Raw genomic sequence first — 19,020 nt, forward strand, 5'->3', positions numbered from 1 at the left:
CATCTTTCATAATTTAATTAAAAAAACGACCAAAAATCTCTAAACCACCAGCAACTCCCCCTTACGTCCCGCATTTTCCCCCGCCAGCCTCACCACCAGCATTCCAGCCGTGACAAACTTGGTCAGGTTTCGTGCATACAGCACGCCGCCAAACTCAGCCACCAGCGGTGTCACGTAGTCATTGATCGGGTCGACAACCTCCGCCACCACTTCGCCCGCTTTAATCCACTCACCTAATTTTCTGCGGTTCAGCAGCAGTCCGGAGTGAGGCGCGTGGATGTACTCACAGCCCGCCAGTTGCGTTGGCGCATGGATCAGGGCAGGGGAGTCTCCGGTTTCTCCGGCAATATATCCCCCTTCAATTAGCGCATTGATAATCGCATCCGCATCCTTCTCCGCCTGTTCCGGCGACACATCGGCTACGCCGCGCAGTTCCAGCGTCACCGGCAGCAGGCCGCGCGGCATCGGGTAATCTTTGCCAAAACGCTCAGCCAGCGTCAGCCAGGGTTCACAGCAGGCCTCATCAAACGGCTCACCGCCGGAGATCTGCGCCAGTAGCTGCACTTCACTGCCAAGCCAGCGCGCCAGCGGCTCAATCTCCGGCCAGGCGTGCGGTGTGGTGTAAAGATGCGGCAAGGCATCCCAGTCGCAGTGCAGGTCAATCATCAGGTCTGCCTGGCTGGCCATGCGCATCAGGGTGAAGCGCTGGGCCTCCAGTTCGCTTTTGGCGATGCGGTCGCGGTAGTGACGATCGATGGCGTCGCGAATCAGTCGTTTGTTTTCATATTCACTCTGTGTCAGCGAGCCCGCCAGTTCTGCCGCCAGCGTATCGCCCAGCGCCGGGAAGCGACGGTTAAAATCCTGACCAGAAAGAGTATGAAAACGTCCGAGGTGAGTGCCATGCCAGTGCTGACCCAGTGCGAGTGGATTCGCGACCGGCACTAAAGTGATTTTGGCTTTCAGCTTGCCCGCCGACTCCAGCGCCAGCAGCTTCTGCTTGAGATACCACGCCACTGCCATGCCCGGCAGCTCATCGCCGTGCAGCGCCGCCTGAATATACACCCGCTGCTGTGAGTCGGTGCCGAAGTGAAAGCTGACAATTTCCCGCTGGGTGCCCAGCGTCGCGCTTAACAAAGGATGATGTTGTTGTTGCATAACGCAGTCGATGTCCTGTGTCTGGGGCACGCTCGTGGCCGCGCCGCATGAAATTGATGAAGGGAATTATAGTTGTGCTGGAAAAAGGGCGGCAAATGCGCCGCCCCATCGATCACGGTTTAATAGAGATATCCGTCGCAAAATACTTCTTCTGCAAGGTATCAAAGGTACCGTTCTTTTTGATCTCCGCGAAGGCGTTGTCCAGCGCGGTTTTTAATTCGGTATCGCCTTTGCGCAGGCCGATGGCGGTGCCGGGGCCGATAATCGGATCCTGCACAATCGGGCCAGCCAGTTCGAAATCTTTGCCCTGCGGATGTTTCAGGAAGCCGTTTGCGGCCTGCGCGGCATCGGTGAACACCACGTCAAGGCGTCCGGAAATCAGGTCGCTCTCAACCTGTGCCTGATCGCCATACGGCACCACGTTCACGCCGTGCGGCTGCCATTTTGCCAGCGCGTAGCGCTCCTGCACGGTGCCCTGTTCCACGCCCACGGTTTTGCCTTTCAGCGATTCCGCGGTGGGCAGCAGGCCGGAGCCTTTACGCGCAATCAGCTGGGTGTGGGTGTCATACAGCGGCACGGTGAAGTCGATCTGCTTCAGACGCTCTTCGGTGATACCCATATCCGACAGGATGGCATCAAACTTACGCGCCTTCAGCGCCGGGATCATGCCGTCGAACTGGCTCTCGACCCACACGCATTTGGCCTGCATCTGCGCGCACAGCGCATTGCCGAGGTCGATGTCAAACCCGACCAGCTTGCCCTGCGGCGTTTTGGATTCAAAAGGGGGATAGGTTGGATCAACGGCGAAACGTACCTGATCGATTTTTGCCTGAGCGCCGAACGCGCAGCCTGCCAGCACAGCCAGTGCCAGCGTCTGGCGCAGACGGGCGGTAAAACGGGAACTTGCCATAGTTGCGGTCTTCTTTTGTCGTGATGATAAGTCATCGAGAGTACCGCTCAGCGTGGTGTATGGCAATTAGAGTATTATTTTCATCACGTTACCATTATGCAGTGCGCGGTAATCCTCCACCTGCAGTACCACCGACTTCTCCAGCAGCCCGGCGTTAAAGGCAATTTCGTCGTAGCGCTCGAGCAGCAGCGGGTCGACCACCAGCTGTAAATCCGCATGAAAGCTAAACGGCGGAATCGCGCCAAACACGCAGCCGGTCAGCGCATCCACTTCTGCCGGGGAAGCCAGCGAGGCGCGCCGGCCACCCACGGCGGCTGCCACTTTACTCAGGTCGGCCTGCTGGTCGGCTGGCAGCACTGCCAGTACATGCTGTTTGATGCCGTTGCCTTTTACATGGCACACCAGTGCTTTTGCGCCCTGGCCTACCTCGGTACCGCGCAGTGCTGCCACCGCTTCGCATTTCCCGACGGCGCCATGCTCAAGCAGGCGATAGCGCGCACCGTGCAGGTCAAGCAGAGCGATAAGTTTTTCATGGGTGGTCATGGGATGCCCCTTGTTGAGCCAATTGTGCCAGCAGCGTTTGCCGCATATGGGATTGTTGTGGCAATAAACCAATTTCCAGCCCGAGCGGCTTAAATGCGCGATTCAGCGTATTCAGCGTCACGCTCTCTTTATCCTGCTCGATATCAGACAATGTACGCCGGCTGATGCCAGCCAGCGCGGCATAGCGATCCTGGGAAAATCCCAGCACCTGCTTGCGGAGTTGCATGAGTAACTGGCCGTGAGTGGATTTTTCTTCAATCGACTGACGTAACAACGTCAGCAATAGCGCTTCACGTTCAAACGGCGTCATGGTTTTCGTCATAATCTCCATCCTGCAATACGCTCATCCAGATAATTGAATCCGATGCCGGGCATTTCCAGGATCGATTTGGGCACGCCGCGGTGGGCCAGGCGCGCCTTTAGGCCGATGAGCTTTTGCGTTAGTGCACGCAGTTCATCCAGTAACCTTTGTTCAGAAACCAGATGGTTAAGATGTTGTGCAATCCGATGCCAGTTGTAATGACCGCCTTCCTCATACGGTGAGCCCCATTGTGTCGTGCGAACCACACCTTCAGGATCGGCTTTCATCGGAGCAAAGTCGTAAACCGGAGCCAGCCACATACCGCTGGTTTTTTTTAGGATAGCGCTGTTACGTCCATGGTTATCGGAGTTGCCAAAGACAATGTTCAGTATGTCGCGTTTAACCCATTCGACGACCAGTGCTTCGCGTTCTGCCTGTGGCAAATTCAACTTCTCCGTCAGGCAGTGAATGATGTCGAAATGATTAAGATAGCTGCCTGGCGCTTTTTGCATCAGTGAATAAATTGATTCCAGTCCATATAGCACTTTTCTGTTTTCAACAAACGCTATATCAAATCGCGGTAGCCATAGCGATGGGTAACGCGAGCCTTCACACAGCAGCATTTGCCGGGTATCAATGGTGTCAATGCCCAGTGCCTGAAGTTCGTGATAGAAGTGGTATTCGGCGCGCAGGATATCGCAATCTATCGGGCTGCGGGTTCCACGCGGATATTTGACCAGATAGGGCGTATCCTGATTCAGTGGGTCGTCCTGCCAGGTATCTATCCACACTTCCTGCTGTGCATTGCGACGTAACAGTAATTTTGGCGCTTCGCCACCCGCACCCGTTGCACCACCGCTGGCCGCGCCCATCTGCTGCGCATATTCCAGAAAATCACTGTCACGCTCAATCGCCCATTCGGCGGAAAAACGTCGGGTTGGCAGAGTGCTATTCTCAGGAAGCTGTGGCAAAGACTCTTTGATACGCAGATTTCCCACAGGGGCAATGGTACCCGCTTTCAAAAGCGCGTAATCCTGCTCACCAGCGGACTTACCCTGCAAGCCCAGTTGGCTAATCCAGTAACGACGGCTGGCACCAGCCGGGATAATATCATCCAGAAATCCAAACCAGGGCTTCGCGTAATGGCTACCGATCAGCATGACAGGACAGTTCAGGCTACAACTGGCAATATCTTTGCGGTCGAGGTGTTCTACTGCATAGGTAAAGTCATAAGCCAGCAGTGCTTCACTATCACGGCCACGCTGCGGCGCTTTTATTTCAAGCTGAGCGGCATCGTGCCAGGTCCCATTTAGACAAAGTTGTAGGGTCAGCATAGCAACATCCCATTGAGCAGTATGTTGCTCAATTTTAGCTGAATCAGGATTTTTTGAGAAGCATGCTGCTCAAAATCGAGCCAGAAAGCCCGTTTTGAGCAGCATGGCGCACAATTGTTACTTATGGCGTGCGCGCAGGTTGTTGATGATGGTGCTGAGGTCCAGCTCCTGATCCTGCAGCAGCACCAGCAGATGGTACAGCAGGTCGGAGGCTTCGTTGGTCAGTTCGTGGCGGTCATTGACGGTAGCGGCCAGCGCGGTCTCAACACCTTCTTCTCCCACCTTCTGTGCAATGCGCTTGGTGCCGCTGGCGTACAGCTTCGCCGTATAGGAGCTGGCCGGATCGGCGCTTTTACGCGAGGCCAGCAGTTGCTCCAGCTGATACAGGAACGTCCAGTCCGGTGCGGCAGGCGAAAAGCAGCTCGAGGTACCGAGATGGCAGGTGGGGCCAATCGGATTGGCCAGCACCAGCAGCGTGTCGTTATCGCAATCCGGCGTGATGCTGACCACTTTGAGGAAGTGGCCCGACGTTTCGCCTTTGGTCCATAAACGGTTTTTGGTGCGGGAGAAGAAGGTGACGTTGCCGTCGGCCAGCGTCTTGTGCAGCGCGTCCTCGTTCATATAACCGTGCATCAGCACTTCGCCGGAGACGTTGTGCTGGACGATGACGGGCATCATGCCCGCGGTTTTGGCCCAGTCCAGTCTGGCCAGTTGTTCTGCAGTTAACACGCGCGAATCTCCACACCGTTGTCGATCAGAAAGTTTTTTAACTCACCGATATTGATAATTTGTTTGTGAAACACCGAAGCCGCCAGCGCGCCGTCGACGTTGGCCTGCTCGAAGGCTTCGAGGAAGTGCGCCATGGTTCCTGCGCCGCCGGAAGCAATCAGCGGCACCTTACACACGTCACGCACCTTCTTCAGCTGCACCAGGTCGTAGCCGTTACGCACGCCGTCCTGGTTCATCATATTCAGTACGATCTCGCCAGCGCCCAGCTTCTGCACTTCCTCTACCCAGTCCAGCGTTTCCCACTGGGTAACGCGGGTGCGCGCTTCGTCGCCGGTATACTGATTGACGTGATACTTGCCGCTGGCTTCATCAAACCAGGTATCGATGCCGACCACGATGCACTGCACGCCGAAGCGGTCCGCCAGCCGGGTAATCAGCGTCGGATCGGCCAGCGCGGGTGAGTTGATAGAGATTTTGTCTGCGCCAAACTGCAGAATGCGCGCCGCATCTTCCGGGGTTTTGATGCCACCGGCGACGCAGAACGGAATATCGATCACTTCCGCCACGCGCGATACCCAGCTTTTATCCACCACGCGGCCGTCGGAAGAGGCGGTGATATCGTAAAACACCAGTTCGTCAGCGCCTTCCTGGGCATAGCGCTGCGCCAGCGGGACGATGTCACCAATGATTTCGTGGTTGCGGAACTGCACGCCTTTCACTACTTGCCCGTCACGCACGTCCAGACAGGGGATTATCCGTTTTGCCAGCATGCAATTGCCTCCGCTACCGTAAATTTATCTTCCAGCAGGGCGCGACCGACAATCACACCCTGTGCACCGCTGCCGCGCAGGGCAGCGATATCGTCCAGTGAACCGATGCCGCCGGAAGACTGGAACGCGATGTCCGGAAACGCCTGGGATACTTCCTGATACAGCGCCACATTGGAACCGCTCAGCGTGCCGTCACGCGAAATATCGGTGCACAGCACATGTTTCAGGCCCACCGGCTGATACCAGCCAATCACCTCTTCCAGCGTCACGCCTGCGGCTTCCTGCCAGCCGCTGATCGCCACGTCTTTGCGATTGCTGGCGTCAATGCGCACATCGAGCGCCAGCACAATGGCGTCGGCACCGAATTCGCTAAACCAGCTTTTCACTGCTTCCGGCTGCTTCACTGCGGTGGAGCCAACCACCACGCGCGTGGCGCCGGCTGCCAGCAGGGCGGCCACATCGTCACGATGACGGATACCGCCACCAACCTGCACCGGCACGCTGACGCCGCGTAAAAGCGTGGTTAGCAGCGGGATCTGGCGCTTTGCCGGATCTTTCGCCCCGGTCAAATCCACCAGATGTAACACTTCCGCGCCCTGGCGTTCATAATCCTGCAGGCGCGGCAGGGGATCGTTGCCGTAATCGCGCTGCTGGCCGTAGTCGCCCTGATGCAGGCGTACCACTTTGCCGTCAATCAAATCTAATGCGGGGATAATCATCACATCTCCAGGAAGTTTTTCAGCAGCTGCGCACCGGCTTTACCCGAGCGCTCCGGGTGGAACTGCACGCCGAAGAAGTTATCTTTCTGCAGGGCGGCGGTGAACGGCAGGCCATAGTCGCACTGGGCGATGGTGGCGGCATTCACCGGCATGGCGTAGCTGTGCACAAAGTAGAAATAGCTGCCGTCCGGAATGTTGCGGAACAGGTGATTGCCGGCCTGCGCGGTGATCTGGTTCCAGCCCATGTGCGGCAGCGGTAAACCCCGGGTATCCATCAGCGATACCGGCTCATCAACGATGCCCAGCGTGCTGACGCCGCCGTTCTCATCGCTGCCGCGTCCGAGCAGCTGCATGCCGAGACAGATGCCGAGCACCGGCTGGGTGCAGGCTTTCACCAGCTCGATCAGCTCGCGCTCCTGCAGCTGGTCCATCGCCGCCCGCGCGGTACCGACGCCGGGCAGAAACAGTTTGTCGGCGCGCAGCACCACGTCCGGATCGCGGCTCACCGCGGGTGTGTAGCCAAGACGCTCAATCGCCCACTTAACCGAAGAGAGGTTGGCGCAGCCGGTATCAAGAATCACCACGTTCATTACAGCACTCCTTTCGAGCTCGGCAGGGTGTTGCCCTCAACGCGAATCGCCTGACGCAGCGTGCGGCCAAAGGCTTTGAACAGGCTTTCTACGCGGTGATGATCGTTGCGGCCTTTGGTTTTCAGGTGCAGCGTGCTCATCATGGCGTACGACAGCGAGCGGAAGAAGTGCTCGACCATTTCGGTGCTCAGGTCGCCAACGCGCTGATAGCTGAACTCGGCTTTGTATTCGAGGTGCGGACGGCCGGAGATATCCAGCGCGCAGCGCGCCAGGCACTCATCCATTGGCAGCACGAAGCCGAAGCGGCCGATGCCGCGCTTGTCGCCCAGCGCCTTCAGCAGCGCTTCGCCCAGCGCCAGGCCGGTGTCTTCTACCGTGTGGTGATCGTCGATATACAGGTCGCCTTTCACCTCAATGTTCATGCGGAAGCCGCCGTGCACGGCGATCTGATCCAGCATGTGATCAAAGAAGCCGACGCCGGTGTTGATTTTGCTGCCGCCTTCGCGATCCAGCCACACTTCCACTTTGATCTGCGTCTCTTTGGTGTTGCGGTTCACCAGCGCGTGACGATCGCGTTTGGTCAGGCGCGCCTGAATCGCGTCCCAGTCTTCGCCTTCCGCGCCGTAGCGCAGGCCCTGAATGCCCATGTTCTGCGCCAGCTGGATGTCGGTCAGACGGTCGCCAATCACATAGCTGTTGGCGGTATCCAGTGCGCCGTCGGCCAGCCAGGCTTCGACCATTTTGGTCTTTGGCTTGCGGCAGTCGCAGTTCTCTTCCGGCAGATGCGGGCAGATCAGGATGTCGCTGAAGTTCACGCCCTGTGAGCGCAGGATCTGCATCATCAGGTTGTGCGGGCCGTCAAAATCGGCCTGCGGGAAGCATTCAGTGCCCAGGCCGTCCTGATTGGTGATCATCACCAGCTGATAACCCGCCTCCTGCAGCGCCAGCAGGGCCGGGATGGCGTTCTTCTCAAACGCCAGCTTCTCCATACGGTCCACCTGAAAATCTGTCGGCGGCTCAGAGATGAGGGTGCCATCGCGGTCGATAAAAAGGATCTTCTGACTCATGCTTGCTCCACAGATAAGGCTTGCAGCGCGGCGATCAGGCGCTCGCACTCTTCACGGGTGCCAATGGAGATGCGCAGACATCCCGCCAGGCCAGGGTTTTTGTTTTGGTCGCGCAGAATAATGCCCTGATCCCACAGCGTTTTAAACACTTTTGGCGAGTCGGTGAAGCGCGCCAGAATATAGTTGGTTTCGCTCGGGAAGACCTGCTGCACGACGCTCAGCTGCGGCAGCTGTTCGCACAGCCAGGCGCGGTTGTCGTTAAGCTGCTGCGCGTGCTGACGCATCAGCGCGATGCCTTGCTCGCTCAGCGCCTGCGCCGCCACGTCGGCCACCGGCGTCGCCAGCGGGTAAGGTGCAATCACCTTCAGCAGCAGATCGATCACCGGCTTGTTGGCCAGGGTAAAGCCGCAGCGCAGGCCAGCCAGCGCAAAGGCTTTCGACAGCGTGCGCAGAATCACCAGGTGCGGGAACGCCTGCAGCCAGCCGGCCAGCGTTGCTTGCGGGCAGAACTCAATATAGGCTTCGTCGGCCACCACCAGCGCTTTGCCGGCGGTCATCGCCAGCAGCTGGCGGATATCATCCTGATCAATCAGATTGCCGGTCGGGTTGTTCGGGCTGCACATGTACACCACTTTCACGCCGTCCAGCTGGTCCGCGATGGCGGGCAGATTGAGCTGCCAGTTGTCCAGTGCCGGCACCGTGCGGTACTCAATGCCGATGGTTTCGGCGCTGACGCTGTACATGCCGTAGGTTGGCGGGCAGAACAGAATGGCGTCTTTGCCCGGTTCGCAGAAGGCGCGCATCAGCAACTCAATCCCTTCATCCGCCCCGCGGCTCACCAGCACCTGCTCCGGCTGGACGCCGGCATAGGCGGCATAGCGCGAAATGACTAATTTGGGCTGGCACTCCGGATAGCGGTTCAGCGTCTGCTGCGACAGCTCAAACGGCACCGGTAGCGGAAATTCGTTGGCATTCAGCCATACGTCACCGTTGCCACCGAGGCGACGAGCAGACTGATAGGGCGTCAGCGCGCGCACGTTGGCGCGGGCTAAATCTTCAACGTTGTTGCTCATGCTTGCTCCTTCAGGGCGGCGACGCGCAGGGTCACGGCATTTTTGTGCGCGTCCAGCTGTTCCGCAGCGGCGAGGGTTTCAATGGTGGCGGCGAGGTTGAGGAAGCCCTGCGGCGTCAGCTCCTGTACCGTCATGCGTTTCTGGAAATCGGCCAGCCCAAGGCTGGAGCAGGTCGCGGTGTAGCCATAGGTCGGCAGCACGTGATTGGTGCCGGAGGCATAATCACCGGCGGATTCCGGCGACCAGTCGCCGAGGAATACCGAACCGGCGCTGGTGATCTCCTCAACCAGCGCGCGTGGCTGGCGCGTCTGAATAATCAGGTGCTCCGGGCCGTACTGATTGGAAATCTCAACGCACTGCGCCAGATCCTGCGCCACAATCAGGCGGCTGCTCTCCAGCGCCTGACGGGCCGTGGCGGCACGCGGCAGCTGCGCCAGCTGTTGTTCAACCGCCAGCGCCACGCCTTCGGCCAGCTGCCGTGAAGGCGTCAGCAGGATCACCTGGGAATCCGGACCGTGTTCGGCCTGCGACAGCAGATCGGAGGCGACAAACGCCGGCGTCGCGCCTTCATCGGCAATCACCAGCACCTCAGACGGACCGGCAGGCATGTCGATCGCCGCGCCGTCGAGACGCTGGCTGACCTGGCGTTTCGCTTCGGTCACGTACGCGTTGCCCGGGCCAAAAATCTTGTCTACTTTCGGTACGCTTTCTGTGCCGAAGGCGAGGGCGGCAATCGCCTGCGCGCCGCCGACCTGAAACACTTCCTGCACGCCGCATAGCTGCGCCGCATACAGAATTTCATCGGCAATTGGCGGCGGCGAGCACAGCACCACGCGGCCGCAGCCGGCGATGCGCGCCGGCGTTGCCAGCATCAGTACGGTGGAGAACAGCGGCGCCGAGCCGCCAGGAATATACAGGCCGACCGACTTCACCGGACGGGTGATCTGCTGGCAGCGCACGCCAGGCTGGGTTTCCACGTCCACCGGCGGCAGAATCTGCGCGTTGTGGAAGGTTTCGATATTCGCCATGGCGTCTGCCATCGCCTGCTTTAAATTGTCGCTCAGCCGCTCGCCGGCCGCCTGCATCTCAGCGGCGGACACGCGCAGATTCTCCACCTGGGCTTTGTCGAAGCGCGCGCTGAACGCCCGCAGTGCCGCGTCGCCCTGCTGTTTCACCTGCACCAGCACGTCCTGCACGGTGGCGCTGATGCTGGCCGATGCCGAGATTGCCGGACGCTGCAGCAGCGCCTGCTGCTGTTCGGCACTGCACGCCTGCCAGTCGATAGGTTGCATGATTGCGCTCATCGGTTACTCCAGCATTTTTTCAATTGGCAGCACGAGGATCGAACTGGCGCCCAGCGCCTTCAGTTTTTCCATGGTTTCCCAGAACAGCGTTTCGCTGCTCACCATGTGCATCGCCACGCGGCTCACTTCACCGGCCAGCGGCAGCACGGTAGGGCGCTCGGCACCCGGCAGCAGGGCGATAACTTCTTCCAGCCGCTCGCTCGGCGCGTGCAGCATGATGTATTTGGATTCACGCGCTTTAATCACGCCCTGGATACGCGTCATCAGCGTGTCCACCAGCTGCTGTTTCGCCGCCGGCAGTTCGCCGTCGCGCTGAATCAGCACCGCTTTAGAGCGGTAGATCACTTCAACTTCACGCAGGCCGTTGGCTTCCAGCGTGGCGCCGGTGGACACCAGGTCGCAAATGGCATCGGCCAGACCGGCGCGCGGTGCCACTTCAACGGAGCCGTTCAGCAGGCAGGATTTAAACGCGATGCCTTGTTTATCAAGGTATTTCTTCAGCAGGTGCGGGTAAGAGGTGGCGATACGGGCATTATTCAGGCATTGCGGACCGGTGTACTCGGCATCGACCGGCATTGCCAGTGACAGGCGGCAACCGCCGAAATCGAGGCGGCGCAGCGTAAAGTAGCGCGGGTCTTCGCCCTGCGCGCGGCGCGTCAGCAGCTCCTCTTCCAGCACGTTTTCGCCAACGATACCGAGGTCGACCACGCCATCCATCACCAGGCCAGGGATATCGTCATCGCGCACGCGCAGGATGTCGATCGGCATGTTCTCCGCAAACGCAATCAGACGCTGCTGCTGAAGGTTAATTTTAATACCGCAGCGTGCCAGCAGTTCGCGTGATTCATCACTCAAACGGCCGGATTTCTGCATAGCTATGCGTAAACGGGTGTTATCTAACATGGTTCCTGTCCTCTTATTCAATCCTGTCTGAAGCGTTTTGGGTTGCGTTCGCCCATAAAAAAACCCCCGGAAGATGATCTTCCGGGGGCTCTCTTTGCGCTCGCACCACTGGAAGATCCTAAACGTCTTCCAGCACACATCGCCTGAAAGACTAGTCAGGGTGATGGTGATGATGGTGGTTGAACTGAACGCGTGTCATAAAAAATTCCGTTGCTGAATGAGTATTCATTTGCGTGCTGATAAACCTAACGAAGATGGCGGCGCTTGGCAACCCTTTTTTAACGTCAGTTTTCGCAACCTTCGGCAACAGTTTGCGCTGGTCTGGCTGGCGCGCTGGCACTAAGATGGGGTGTCTTAGCGCGGGAGAGCAGGAGTCGATATGAAAAAGGTGGCGATTGTAGGTCTGGGATGGCTGGGAATGCCGCTGGCGATGGCGCTGTCAGCGCGCGGCTGGCAGGTGACCGGCAGCAAAACTTCACCGGATGGCGTCGATGCGGCGCGCCGCTGTGGTATTGATGCGTTTCAGCTGGTGCTGTCACCGGAGCTGGAGTGTGAAGCGGACGATTTGGCCGCGCTGATGGCGGTGGATGCGCTGGTGGTGACGCTGCCCGCCAGCCGCACCGTGCAGGGCGGCGAAGATTATATGCAGGCGGTGCAGAACGTGGTCGACACCGCGCTGGCGAATAAAGTGCCGCGCATCATCTTTACCAGCTCTACCTCGGTATACGGCAGCGGCGACGGCGTGAGAAAAGAGAGCAGTGCGCTGCAGCCGGAGACGGTAGCGGGCAAAACGCTGGTGGAGCTGGAAAACTGGCTGCATGGCCTGCCGGGCACCAGCATAGATATCGTGCGTCTCGCCGGACTGGTCGGCCCGAATCGTCATCCGGGCCGTTTCCTCGCCGGCAAAACCAACCTGGAAAACGGCGCGCACGCGGTGAATCTGGTGCATCTTGATGATGTGGTCGACGCGATTGTGCTGCTGCTGCAAACGCCGAAGGGCGGGCACGTTTACAATCTGTGCGCCCCGAAACATCCATCACGCGACAGCTTTTACCCGAGCGTGTCGAAGCAGTTAGGCCTGGTGCCACCGACGTTTGTTGCCGAGCCGGTGCGCGCCAGCGGCAAGGTGATTGACGGTTCGAAGATTTGTCACGAGCTGGGGTTTGAGTACAGCTACGATGACCCGATGAAGATGCCGCTGGAGTAGGGGCGGTGCGGGGTTGCCCTCACCCTAACCCTCTCCCGCCCGCGGGAGAGGGAACCGCCCGAGCGCGCACTCCTGGTACTGCTCCCGGCTTAAATAAAGACACCGTCCTTCTCCCTCTCTATACAGATGAACGCACCATCCTTCTCCCTCTCCCCGTGGGAGAGGGCCGGGGTGAGGGCAGCAAACCGCAGCCACCTAAACCCCCAGCCGATCCCTTAACGCATACCAGGCCGCACCCATCGCCGTCAGTGGCACCTTAAAGCGTCTTCCGCCGGGAAACGGCAGGTGCGGCAGCTTCGCAAATGCATCAAACCGCTCTGCATGGCCGCGCAGCACTTCGGCGATCAGCTTGCCGGAGAGGTGCGTGCAGGTCACGCCATGTCCGCTATCGCCCTGCATAAAGAACACATTCTTCTCCAGCTGACCAAACTGCGGCATGCGCGACAGCGTAAGCAGGAAGTTACCGCTCCAGCGATGGCTGATCTTCACGTCGCGCAACTGCGGAAAGGTGCGCAGCAGCTTGGGCCGGATCAACGCCTCGATGTCTTCCGGTTCGCGCGCGCCGTACACCACGCCGCCGCCGTACAGCAGGCGGTTGTCGGCAGTCAGGCGGAAGTAATCCAGCAGATAGTTACAATCTTCCACACAGTGGTTATTGGGCATCAGCCCCAGCGCCTGATCGCGGCTCAGCGGCTCGGTGGTGACGATCTGCGAGCCGCACGGCATGCTTTTGCGCCCCAGTCGCGGTTCCAGCTGTGACGGCAGATAGGCGTTGCCGGCAAAAATCACAAAGGTGGCGCTGACCTCGCCCTGTGCGGTTTTGACCCGGTTGGGTGCGCCGTAGGTCACTGCCAGCGCCGCCGACTGCTCATATATACGGCCGCCGTGCCGGCGAATCGCTTCGGCTTCACCCAACGCCAGATTGAGCGGGTGCAGATGGCCGCCGCGCCGGTCCAGCAGGCCGCCGACGTAACGGTCGGTGGCCACTTCACGGCGGATACCGCGCTCGTCCAGCAGCTCCAGATCGCTGTTGCCGTAGCGTGCCCAACTGGCCTGCTGGCTGCGCAGATGCCCCATCTGGCGCTGATTGAGCGCTGCGAAAATGCCGCCGGGACGATAGTCGCAGGCGATGGCGTAACGATCGATGCGGTCGCGGATAATCTCCGCTCCTTCGAACATCATGCTGCCCAGCATCTGCGCAGTCTGTTTGCCGTAGCGCTGCTCAATCACATCGACATCGCGACTGTAGGAATTCACCACCTGGCCGCCGTTGCGGCCGCTGGCGCCGAAGCCGATGCGGGCCGCTTCCAGCACCACCACATCGTAACCGGCTTCGGTGAGAAACAGCGCGGAAGAGAGCCCGGTAAACCCGCCGCCGATGATGCAGACGTCACACTGAATGCTCTCCTGCAGCTGCGGCCACGGCGCGTGCGCGTTGGCGGTCGCGGCGTAATAACTTTGCACGTGGTGCATCATAACCTCCGGTAGCGCGTGAACTCAGAAATTGGCGGGCGTATGCGCGCTGACAATGCGACACGGCTGATCTGACGTATTGGTAAAACTGTGCGGCAAACCGGTATCAATCACGTAGCTTTCGCCGCGGTTAAGGTGATAACTCTGACCGTTCACCACCAGGGTGATTTCCCCCTCCAGCACCGTGCCGGTCTCTTCCCCCGGATGGCGCAGCTTTTCACCGGTGCTGGCCCCCGGCTCGTAGCGCTCCAGCAGCATCGCCAGCGCGCGCTTCGCCGCACCGTTATCAATCAGCTGTAAAGAAACACCGAGGCTGCCGATCTCAACGCAATCATCCGGGCGCACGATGATGCGCGGCGTGGCATTCACTTTCGGCTCCGAGAAAAACTCCGACAGCGACAGCCCATACACTTTGAGTAGCTTTTGTAACGTGCTGACTGCCGGGCTGACTTTATCCTGCTCAATGGTGCTGATGGCGCTGTGTGTTAAACCTGACAACTCAGCGACGCGACGCTGAGACAATCCCAACTCCTGCCGGATTTGCGATAAGCGTCGTCCGGGCGCCAGAGTGGCATCATTCATGGCTGCTTTTCCTTGTGATAACGTGCTGCGGCGTGGATAAAGGCCTCGAATAAACGGCGCGAGACCGGATCGCGATTGGATTGCCACTCCGGATGCCATTGCACCGCCAGCGCAAACGGATGCTGGCGCAGGCTGACGGCTTCAATCAGGCCATCCGGCGCGCGGGCTTCAATGCGTAACTGCGGGCCAGGCTCGCGGATGCCCTGGCCGTGCAGCGAATTGACCGCGAACGCGGCAGCGCTGCCGAGCAGCTGGCTCAGCAGGCCGTCGGGTTCGGGCTGCACCAGATGCGCCGGCGCGTACTGTTGCTCCAGCGGCTGGCTGTCATCTTCGCGGTGCTCCTGAAACAGATGCGTCTGATGCAGCTGGCGATGCAGCGCGCCGCCGTTCGCGACCACCAGCTCCTGCAAACCGCGGCAGATGCCCAGCATCGGCATCTTTTTCCCGCTGGCGTGGGTGATAAGCGCAAAGGACAAGCGGTCACGCGACGGATCGGCATGCGCCTCATGGCCCTCTTCACCGTAATGCCAGGGCTCAATGTTGCTTGGGCTGCCGGTGAGCAAAATGCCGTCCAGCAGCGTCATACTGTTTTCTAATAGCTGCGGCGCGTGCATCAGCTGATGCGGTAAAGGCAGCGGCACGCCACCAGCCAGCACCACGGCGTCGAGGTATTTGTTATGCACGGTCTGCCCAACGTGGTTGCCGATGGGGTTCTGGCACATCACTACGCCAATCAAAGGCTTGTCAAAAATAATGCCCATTACGTCTCCACGCTGCTGTTCAATATTTTCGCCGGTTTTGCGCGCTAAGTAGAAAAAGTGTGCAATATATTGTCAATCTAGCAACCGTCTGGTTGTTCTTCAAACAGAATTGTTACATTTGCACACCATTTGCGTTAGAGCTATGTTAGAGGTGTGGCTGTTATTTTGAGCATGTGCAAACCATCTTAAACGGTATAGGGCGGGTGGGAAGATGACGAACCTCGTGGAAGTAGAAGACTTCACGCGACACAGTGAAGAAAAACGAACCAGCGCGTTCCAGCTGGAGGTGAAAACCTGGCTGGAACGCCATCCGGAAACGCAGTATGTCGATATTCTGTTAAACGATCTCAACGGGGTATTTCGCGGTAAACGCATTCCCGTCTCCGCGTTAGCCAAGCTGGAAAAAGGGTGTTACTTCCCGGCCTCGGTTTTCGCCATGGACATTCTCGGCAACACCGTCGAGGAAGCCGGCCTCGGACAGGCGCTCGGCGAACCTGATAACCTCTGCATACCGGTCCCCGGGACCTTAATTCCTTCCGCCTCTGACCCGCAACGCATCGCCCAGCTGCTGCTGACCATGTGCGACCAAGATGGCACTCCCTTTGACGTTGAACCCCGAAACGTGCTGAACCGGCTGTGGCAACAGCTGCGCAATCGCGGTCTGTTTCCGGTGGTAGCGGTAGAGCTGGAGTTCTATCTGGTGGACAAAAAGCGCGATGCCGAAGGCTATATTCAGCCGCCGTGTGCGCCGGGTAGTGAAGAGCGCAACATGCAGAGTCAGGTGTATTCGCTGGATAATCTCGACCATTTCGCCGACGTACTGCGCGATATCGATGCGCTGGCGAAACTGCAGAATATCCCCGCCGACGGCGCGCTGGCGGAAGCCTCGCCGGGCCAGTTCGAAATCAACCTGCACCATACGCGCGATATCCTCAAAGCCTGCGACGACGCCATTCTGCTGAAGCGGCTGGTGCGCCAGGTGGCAGAAAATCACGGCATGACCGCCACGTTTATGGCCAAGCCATATGAGGAGTATGCAGGCAGCGGCATGCACGTACATATCAGTATGCTGGATGCCGCCGACCACAACGCCTTTGCGCTGGATGATGGCAGCGATTCGCCGCTGCTGAAGCGGGCGCTGGCTGGCATGATCGATCTGATGCCGGCATCAATGGCGCTGCTGGCGCCTAACGTCAACGCGTTTCGCCGCTTCCTGCCGGAGGCGTTTGTGCCGCTGCAGGCGTCATGGGGACACAATAACCGCACGGTGGCGCTGCGCATTCCCTGCGGCGATGTAGAAAACCATCGCGTCGAGTACCGTGTGGCGGGCGCCGATGCCAATCCGTATCTGGTGGTGTCAGCAATTATTGCCGGTATCTTGCACGGTCTGGATAATCAGCTACCCTTACCGCATCCGGTGAAGGGCAATGGCCACGAGGCGGAAGGGCTGGAACTGCCGATTCGCCAGAGCGATGCGCTGTACGAGTTTGAAAACAGCTATCCGCTGCAAAAGCTGCTCGGCGAGCGTTTCAGCGGCGTGTGGCACAGCTGCAAACAGTATGAACTGCGCGAGTTTGAACGGCTGATCACCGCCACGGAAATTGACTGGATGTTGAAGAACGCCTGACCGACAGAAGAATTGATCCAACATCTTGTGTCGATGGCCTAAGTTGGGGCAAAATACGCGCCCTGCAAAAGACAAAACATAACCGACGCTTATTACGTCGGTTATTTTTTTGCATGGTGCTTTCACTACATGAACGAGGCCGGACACGCATCCGGATAGATAGACACTGAAACACGCTTGTGCGTGAGATTTGAGGAACAAAGATGGGACTGTTTACAATTGCACCAGCGCAGGCTGGTTCTCGCTTCCGTGATGATTATGGCGCGGCGACAATCGCAAACACTAATATCACTTCTCACTGCAGCACATTGCGCAGTATCCCTGTGGTACAACTGAACTCAGTTGTTGCTGTAGGGGGCCTGAACAATGTCGCTTAATACCTCTGCCGCACCACAGCGTGCACATCTGAAAAAATCTCTGACTTTGATCCCGGTCGTCATGATGGGCCTGGCGTATATGCAGCCAATGACCCTGTTTGATACCTTCGGCATCGTGTCAGGCCTCACCGACGGTCACGTCGCCACCGCTTATGCTTTCGCGCTGATCGCGATACTGTTTACTGCCGTGAGCTACGGCAAGCTGGTACGCCGCTTCCCATCTGCGGGCTCCGCTTACACCTATGCTCAGAAGGCTATCAGTCCGCACGTCGGCTTTATGGTGGGCTGGTCATCACTGCTGGACTATCTGTTCATGCCGATGATCAACATCCTGCTGGCGAAAAGCTACTTTGAGTCGCTGGTGCCGGGCATTCCGTCGTGGATTTTCGTGGTGCTGCTGGTGGCGTTTATGACCATCTCCAACCTGCGTGGGATCAAAACCGTGGCCAACTTCAACAGCGTCATTGTGGTGCTGCAGGTCGTGGTGATGGCGGTGATCACCGGTATGGTGGTGTATGGTGTGGCACACGGTATTGGCGCCGGTACGCTGACCAGTACTAAGCCGTTCTGGTCTGAAAATGCGCAGGTGGTGCCGATGATTACCGGTGCGACCATTCTGTGCTTCTCGTTCCTTGGCTTTGACGGTATCAGTTCGCTGTCGGAAGAGACCAAAGATGCCGAGCGCACCATTCCACGCGCGATTTTCCTGACCGCGCTGATTGGTGGGGTGATCTTTATTGGCGTCTCGTACTTCCTGCAGCTGTATTTCCCGGATATCTCGCGTTTCCAGAATCCGGACTCTTCACAGCCGGAAATCATGCTGTTCGTGGCGGGTAAAGCGCTGCAGATCGGCATTCTGATTTTCTCGGTGGTGACGGTGCTGGCCAGCGGCATGGCGGCACACGCCGGCGTTTCGCGTCTGATGTACGTGATGGGCCGTGACGGCGTGTTCCCGCAGCGTTTCTTTGGCTTCGTGCATCCGAAATTCCGCACGCCGTCGCTGAACGTGCTGCTGGTTGGTGCGGTAGCGCTGCTGGCGATCAACTTCGACCTGGTCACCGCAACGGCGCTGATTAACTTCGGTGCGCTGGTGGCGTTCACCTTTGTGAACCTGTCGGTGATTGCCCAGTTCTGGATTCGTGAGAAGCGTAACAAGACGCTGAAAGACCACCTCAACTATCTGGTGCTACCCATCATGGGTGCGCTGACGGTGGGTGCGCTGTGGATCAACCTGGAAGAGACCTCGATGGTGCTCGGCCTGGTGTGGGCGGCGATTGGTATTGTTTACCTGGCGTTTGTGACCCGCACGTTCCGCAATCCGGTACCGCAGTTTAGCGAAGAGGTGTAAGGCTTTTCCCTCACCCTAACCCTCTCCCGCCCGCGGGAGAGGGAACCGCCCGAGCGTGTGTCAGGTATCAGCCCAGTCGCTGCACCAAAACGCACTATACCGCTCCCTCTCCCCGTGGGAGTGTACAGTCCGGGGACATGGCAGACAGGTGTTCGGGGACATAGTGAACACTTTTTAACATCCTTTACCCATGGTGATCGACTTTTTCTTCAGGTCGATCACCCCCACTTTTGTGCTGTACCACCAC

At 58.7% G+C, this 19,020-nt stretch carries 21 protein-coding genes and 1 other annotated feature; of the genes, 3 read left to right on the top strand and 18 right to left on the bottom strand.

The genetic code is table 11. From position 1 onward, the window contains the following. Positions 1-39: 39 nt before the first annotated feature. The 14 genes from F3J36_RS11425 to hisL form a co-directional block, all read right to left on the bottom strand. Positions 40-1,155: a succinylglutamate desuccinylase/aspartoacylase family protein gene (locus tag F3J36_RS11425; protein WP_166719722.1), complete on the bottom strand. Its 1,116-nt coding sequence runs from the start codon at positions 1,153-1,155 to the stop codon at positions 40-42. A gap of 112 nt (positions 1,156-1,267) precedes the next feature. Next, positions 1,268-2,065, bottom strand: a complete 798-nt coding sequence (locus F3J36_RS11430; protein ID WP_058782016.1) for an ABC transporter substrate-binding protein — start codon at positions 2,063-2,065, stop codon at positions 1,268-1,270. A 66-nt stretch (positions 2,066-2,131) separates the two neighbouring features. Next, complete coding sequence (locus F3J36_RS11435) at positions 2,132-2,608, bottom strand: YbaK/prolyl-tRNA synthetase associated domain-containing protein (protein ID WP_166719723.1); 477 nt, start codon at positions 2,606-2,608, stop codon at positions 2,132-2,134. Next, positions 2,595-2,930 carry a helix-turn-helix domain-containing protein gene (locus tag F3J36_RS11440; protein WP_166719724.1) on the bottom strand — a complete coding sequence of 112 codons (336 nt, stop codon included), beginning with the start codon at positions 2,928-2,930 and terminating at the stop codon, positions 2,595-2,597. The genes F3J36_RS11435 and F3J36_RS11440 overlap by 14 nt, the downstream gene beginning before the upstream one ends. After that, entirely contained in the window at positions 2,927-4,243 is a 1,317-nt protein-coding gene (locus F3J36_RS11445) for a type II toxin-antitoxin system HipA family toxin (RefSeq protein ID WP_166719725.1), read from the bottom strand. Before F3J36_RS11445 ends, F3J36_RS11440 begins: the two co-directional genes overlap by 4 nt. Before the next feature lie 117 nt (positions 4,244-4,360). Beyond that, complete coding sequence (gene hisIE / locus F3J36_RS11450) at positions 4,361-4,972, bottom strand: bifunctional phosphoribosyl-AMP cyclohydrolase/phosphoribosyl-ATP diphosphatase HisIE (RefSeq protein WP_021509350.1); 612 nt, start codon at positions 4,970-4,972, stop codon at positions 4,361-4,363. Further along, positions 4,966-5,742 (bottom strand): imidazole glycerol phosphate synthase subunit HisF, encoded by a 777-nt coding sequence (gene hisF / locus F3J36_RS11455; RefSeq protein WP_021509351.1) that lies wholly within the window; start codon positions 5,740-5,742, stop codon positions 4,966-4,968. Before hisF ends, hisIE begins: the two co-directional genes overlap by 7 nt. Beyond that, positions 5,724-6,461: a 1-(5-phosphoribosyl)-5-[(5-phosphoribosylamino)methylideneamino]imidazole-4-carboxamide isomerase gene (hisA, locus tag F3J36_RS11460; protein ID WP_166719726.1), complete on the bottom strand. Its 738-nt coding sequence runs from the start codon at positions 6,459-6,461 to the stop codon at positions 5,724-5,726. Before hisA ends, hisF begins: the two co-directional genes overlap by 19 nt. Then, positions 6,461-7,051 carry an imidazole glycerol phosphate synthase subunit HisH gene (hisH, locus tag F3J36_RS11465; protein ID WP_141495236.1) on the bottom strand — a complete coding sequence of 197 codons (591 nt, stop codon included), beginning with the start codon at positions 7,049-7,051 and terminating at the stop codon, positions 6,461-6,463. The genes hisA and hisH overlap by 1 nt, the downstream gene beginning before the upstream one ends. Next, the gene (gene hisB / locus F3J36_RS11470) at positions 7,051-8,118 is read right to left on the bottom strand and encodes a bifunctional histidinol-phosphatase/imidazoleglycerol-phosphate dehydratase HisB (protein WP_166719727.1); all 1,068 of its coding nucleotides are present in this window, start codon (positions 8,116-8,118) and stop codon (positions 7,051-7,053) included. The genes hisH and hisB overlap by 1 nt, the downstream gene beginning before the upstream one ends. Then, positions 8,115-9,191, bottom strand: a complete 1,077-nt coding sequence (gene hisC / locus F3J36_RS11475; protein WP_166719728.1) for a histidinol-phosphate transaminase — start codon at positions 9,189-9,191, stop codon at positions 8,115-8,117. The genes hisB and hisC overlap by 4 nt, the downstream gene beginning before the upstream one ends. Then, positions 9,188-10,495 (bottom strand): histidinol dehydrogenase, encoded by a 1,308-nt coding sequence (gene hisD, locus F3J36_RS11480; RefSeq protein ID WP_059011598.1) that lies wholly within the window; start codon positions 10,493-10,495, stop codon positions 9,188-9,190. Before hisD ends, hisC begins: the two co-directional genes overlap by 4 nt. 3 nt (positions 10,496-10,498) lie before the next feature. Next, on the bottom strand, positions 10,499-11,398 hold the full coding sequence (hisG, locus tag F3J36_RS11485) for an ATP phosphoribosyltransferase (protein ID WP_031280070.1): 900 nt from the start codon (positions 11,396-11,398) through the stop codon (positions 10,499-10,501). Between the two features lie 54 nt (positions 11,399-11,452). Continuing rightward, positions 11,453-11,574, bottom strand: a sequence feature (His leader region). Continuing rightward, the gene (gene hisL / locus F3J36_RS11490) at positions 11,550-11,597 is read right to left on the bottom strand and encodes a his operon leader peptide (RefSeq protein WP_100396937.1); all 48 of its coding nucleotides are present in this window, start codon (positions 11,595-11,597) and stop codon (positions 11,550-11,552) included. It overlaps the preceding feature by 25 nt. Before the next feature lie 180 nt (positions 11,598-11,777). On the opposite strand from hisL, the gene F3J36_RS11495 reads away from it, so the two are divergent. Then, positions 11,778-12,605 (top strand): SDR family oxidoreductase, encoded by an 828-nt coding sequence (locus F3J36_RS11495; RefSeq protein WP_166719729.1) that lies wholly within the window; start codon positions 11,778-11,780, stop codon positions 12,603-12,605. A 195-nt stretch (positions 12,606-12,800) separates the two neighbouring features. On the opposite strand, the gene F3J36_RS11500 is transcribed toward F3J36_RS11495, so the two are convergent. The 3 genes from F3J36_RS11500 to puuD are packed head-to-tail and all read right to left on the bottom strand — an operon-like array spanning position 12,801 to position 15,421. After that, positions 12,801-14,081, bottom strand: a complete 1,281-nt coding sequence (locus tag F3J36_RS11500) for an FAD-binding oxidoreductase (protein ID WP_166719730.1) — start codon at positions 14,079-14,081, stop codon at positions 12,801-12,803. 21 nt (positions 14,082-14,102) lie between these two features. After that, on the bottom strand, positions 14,103-14,660 hold the full coding sequence (puuR, locus tag F3J36_RS11505) for an HTH-type transcriptional regulator PuuR (protein WP_031280073.1): 558 nt from the start codon (positions 14,658-14,660) through the stop codon (positions 14,103-14,105). Next, on the bottom strand, positions 14,657-15,421 hold the full coding sequence (gene puuD / locus F3J36_RS11510; protein WP_166719731.1) for a gamma-glutamyl-gamma-aminobutyrate hydrolase: 765 nt from the start codon (positions 15,419-15,421) through the stop codon (positions 14,657-14,659). The genes puuR and puuD overlap by 4 nt, the downstream gene beginning before the upstream one ends. Positions 15,422-15,632: 211 nt before the next feature. Here puuD and F3J36_RS11515 point away from each other — a divergent pair, with 211 nt between their 5' ends. Both F3J36_RS11515 and F3J36_RS11520 read left to right on the top strand, forming a co-directional pair. Then, positions 15,633-17,048 (top strand): glutamine synthetase family protein, encoded by a 1,416-nt coding sequence (locus F3J36_RS11515; protein WP_021509364.1) that lies wholly within the window; start codon positions 15,633-15,635, stop codon positions 17,046-17,048. Between the two features lie 366 nt (positions 17,049-17,414). Next, positions 17,415-18,773 carry an APC family permease gene (locus F3J36_RS11520; protein ID WP_058757322.1) on the top strand — a complete coding sequence of 453 codons (1,359 nt, stop codon included), beginning with the start codon at positions 17,415-17,417 and terminating at the stop codon, positions 18,771-18,773. A 174-nt stretch (positions 18,774-18,947) separates the two neighbouring features. Here the strand turns inward: F3J36_RS11520 and F3J36_RS24215 are convergent. After that, positions 18,948-19,020: hypothetical protein (locus F3J36_RS24215; RefSeq protein WP_225614602.1), on the bottom strand; the 73-nt coding region annotated here is incomplete at its 5' end.

Origin of the sequence: Pantoea sp. Cy-640 (genome assembly GCF_011752635.1) — a bacterium.
Taxonomy (GTDB): domain Bacteria; phylum Pseudomonadota; class Gammaproteobacteria; order Enterobacterales; family Enterobacteriaceae; genus Pantoea; species Pantoea dispersa.

Bases quoted from the DNA above. Each gene is read 5' to 3' on its own strand.
- F3J36_RS11520 (WP_058757322.1), top strand. From the start codon at position 17,415: ATGTCGCTTAATACCTCTGCCGCACCACAGCGTGCACATCTGAAAAAA.
- hisA (WP_166719726.1), bottom strand. From the start codon at position 6,461: ATGATTATCCCCGCATTAGATTTGATTGACGGCAAAGTGGTACGCCTG.
- F3J36_RS11430 (WP_058782016.1), bottom strand. From the start codon at position 2,065: ATGGCAAGTTCCCGTTTTACCGCCCGTCTGCGCCAGACGCTGGCACTG.
- hisH (WP_141495236.1), bottom strand. From the start codon at position 7,051: ATGAACGTGGTGATTCTTGATACCGGCTGCGCCAACCTCTCTTCGGTT.
- F3J36_RS11515 (WP_021509364.1), top strand. From the start codon at position 15,633: ATGACGAACCTCGTGGAAGTAGAAGACTTCACGCGACACAGTGAAGAA.
- hisF (WP_021509351.1), bottom strand. From the start codon at position 5,742: ATGCTGGCAAAACGGATAATCCCCTGTCTGGACGTGCGTGACGGGCAA.
- F3J36_RS11440 (WP_166719724.1), bottom strand. From the start codon at position 2,930: ATGACGAAAACCATGACGCCGTTTGAACGTGAAGCGCTATTGCTGACG.
- F3J36_RS11500 (WP_166719730.1), bottom strand. From the start codon at position 14,081: ATGATGCACCACGTGCAAAGTTATTACGCCGCGACCGCCAACGCGCAC.
- F3J36_RS11425 (WP_166719722.1), bottom strand. From the start codon at position 1,155: ATGCAACAACAACATCATCCTTTGTTAAGCGCGACGCTGGGCACCCAG.
- hisD (WP_059011598.1), bottom strand. From the start codon at position 10,495: ATGAGCGCAATCATGCAACCTATCGACTGGCAGGCGTGCAGTGCCGAA.
- hisG (WP_031280070.1), bottom strand. From the start codon at position 11,398: ATGTTAGATAACACCCGTTTACGCATAGCTATGCAGAAATCCGGCCGT.
- puuD (WP_166719731.1), bottom strand. From the start codon at position 15,421: ATGGGCATTATTTTTGACAAGCCTTTGATTGGCGTAGTGATGTGCCAG.
- hisB (WP_166719727.1), bottom strand. From the start codon at position 8,118: ATGAGTCAGAAGATCCTTTTTATCGACCGCGATGGCACCCTCATCTCT.
- hisC (WP_166719728.1), bottom strand. From the start codon at position 9,191: ATGAGCAACAACGTTGAAGATTTAGCCCGCGCCAACGTGCGCGCGCTG.
- puuR (WP_031280073.1), bottom strand. From the start codon at position 14,660: ATGAATGATGCCACTCTGGCGCCCGGACGACGCTTATCGCAAATCCGG.
- F3J36_RS11495 (WP_166719729.1), top strand. From the start codon at position 11,778: ATGAAAAAGGTGGCGATTGTAGGTCTGGGATGGCTGGGAATGCCGCTG.
- F3J36_RS11435 (WP_166719723.1), bottom strand. From the start codon at position 2,608: ATGACCACCCATGAAAAACTTATCGCTCTGCTTGACCTGCACGGTGCG.
- F3J36_RS11445 (WP_166719725.1), bottom strand. From the start codon at position 4,243: ATGCTGACCCTACAACTTTGTCTAAATGGGACCTGGCACGATGCCGCT.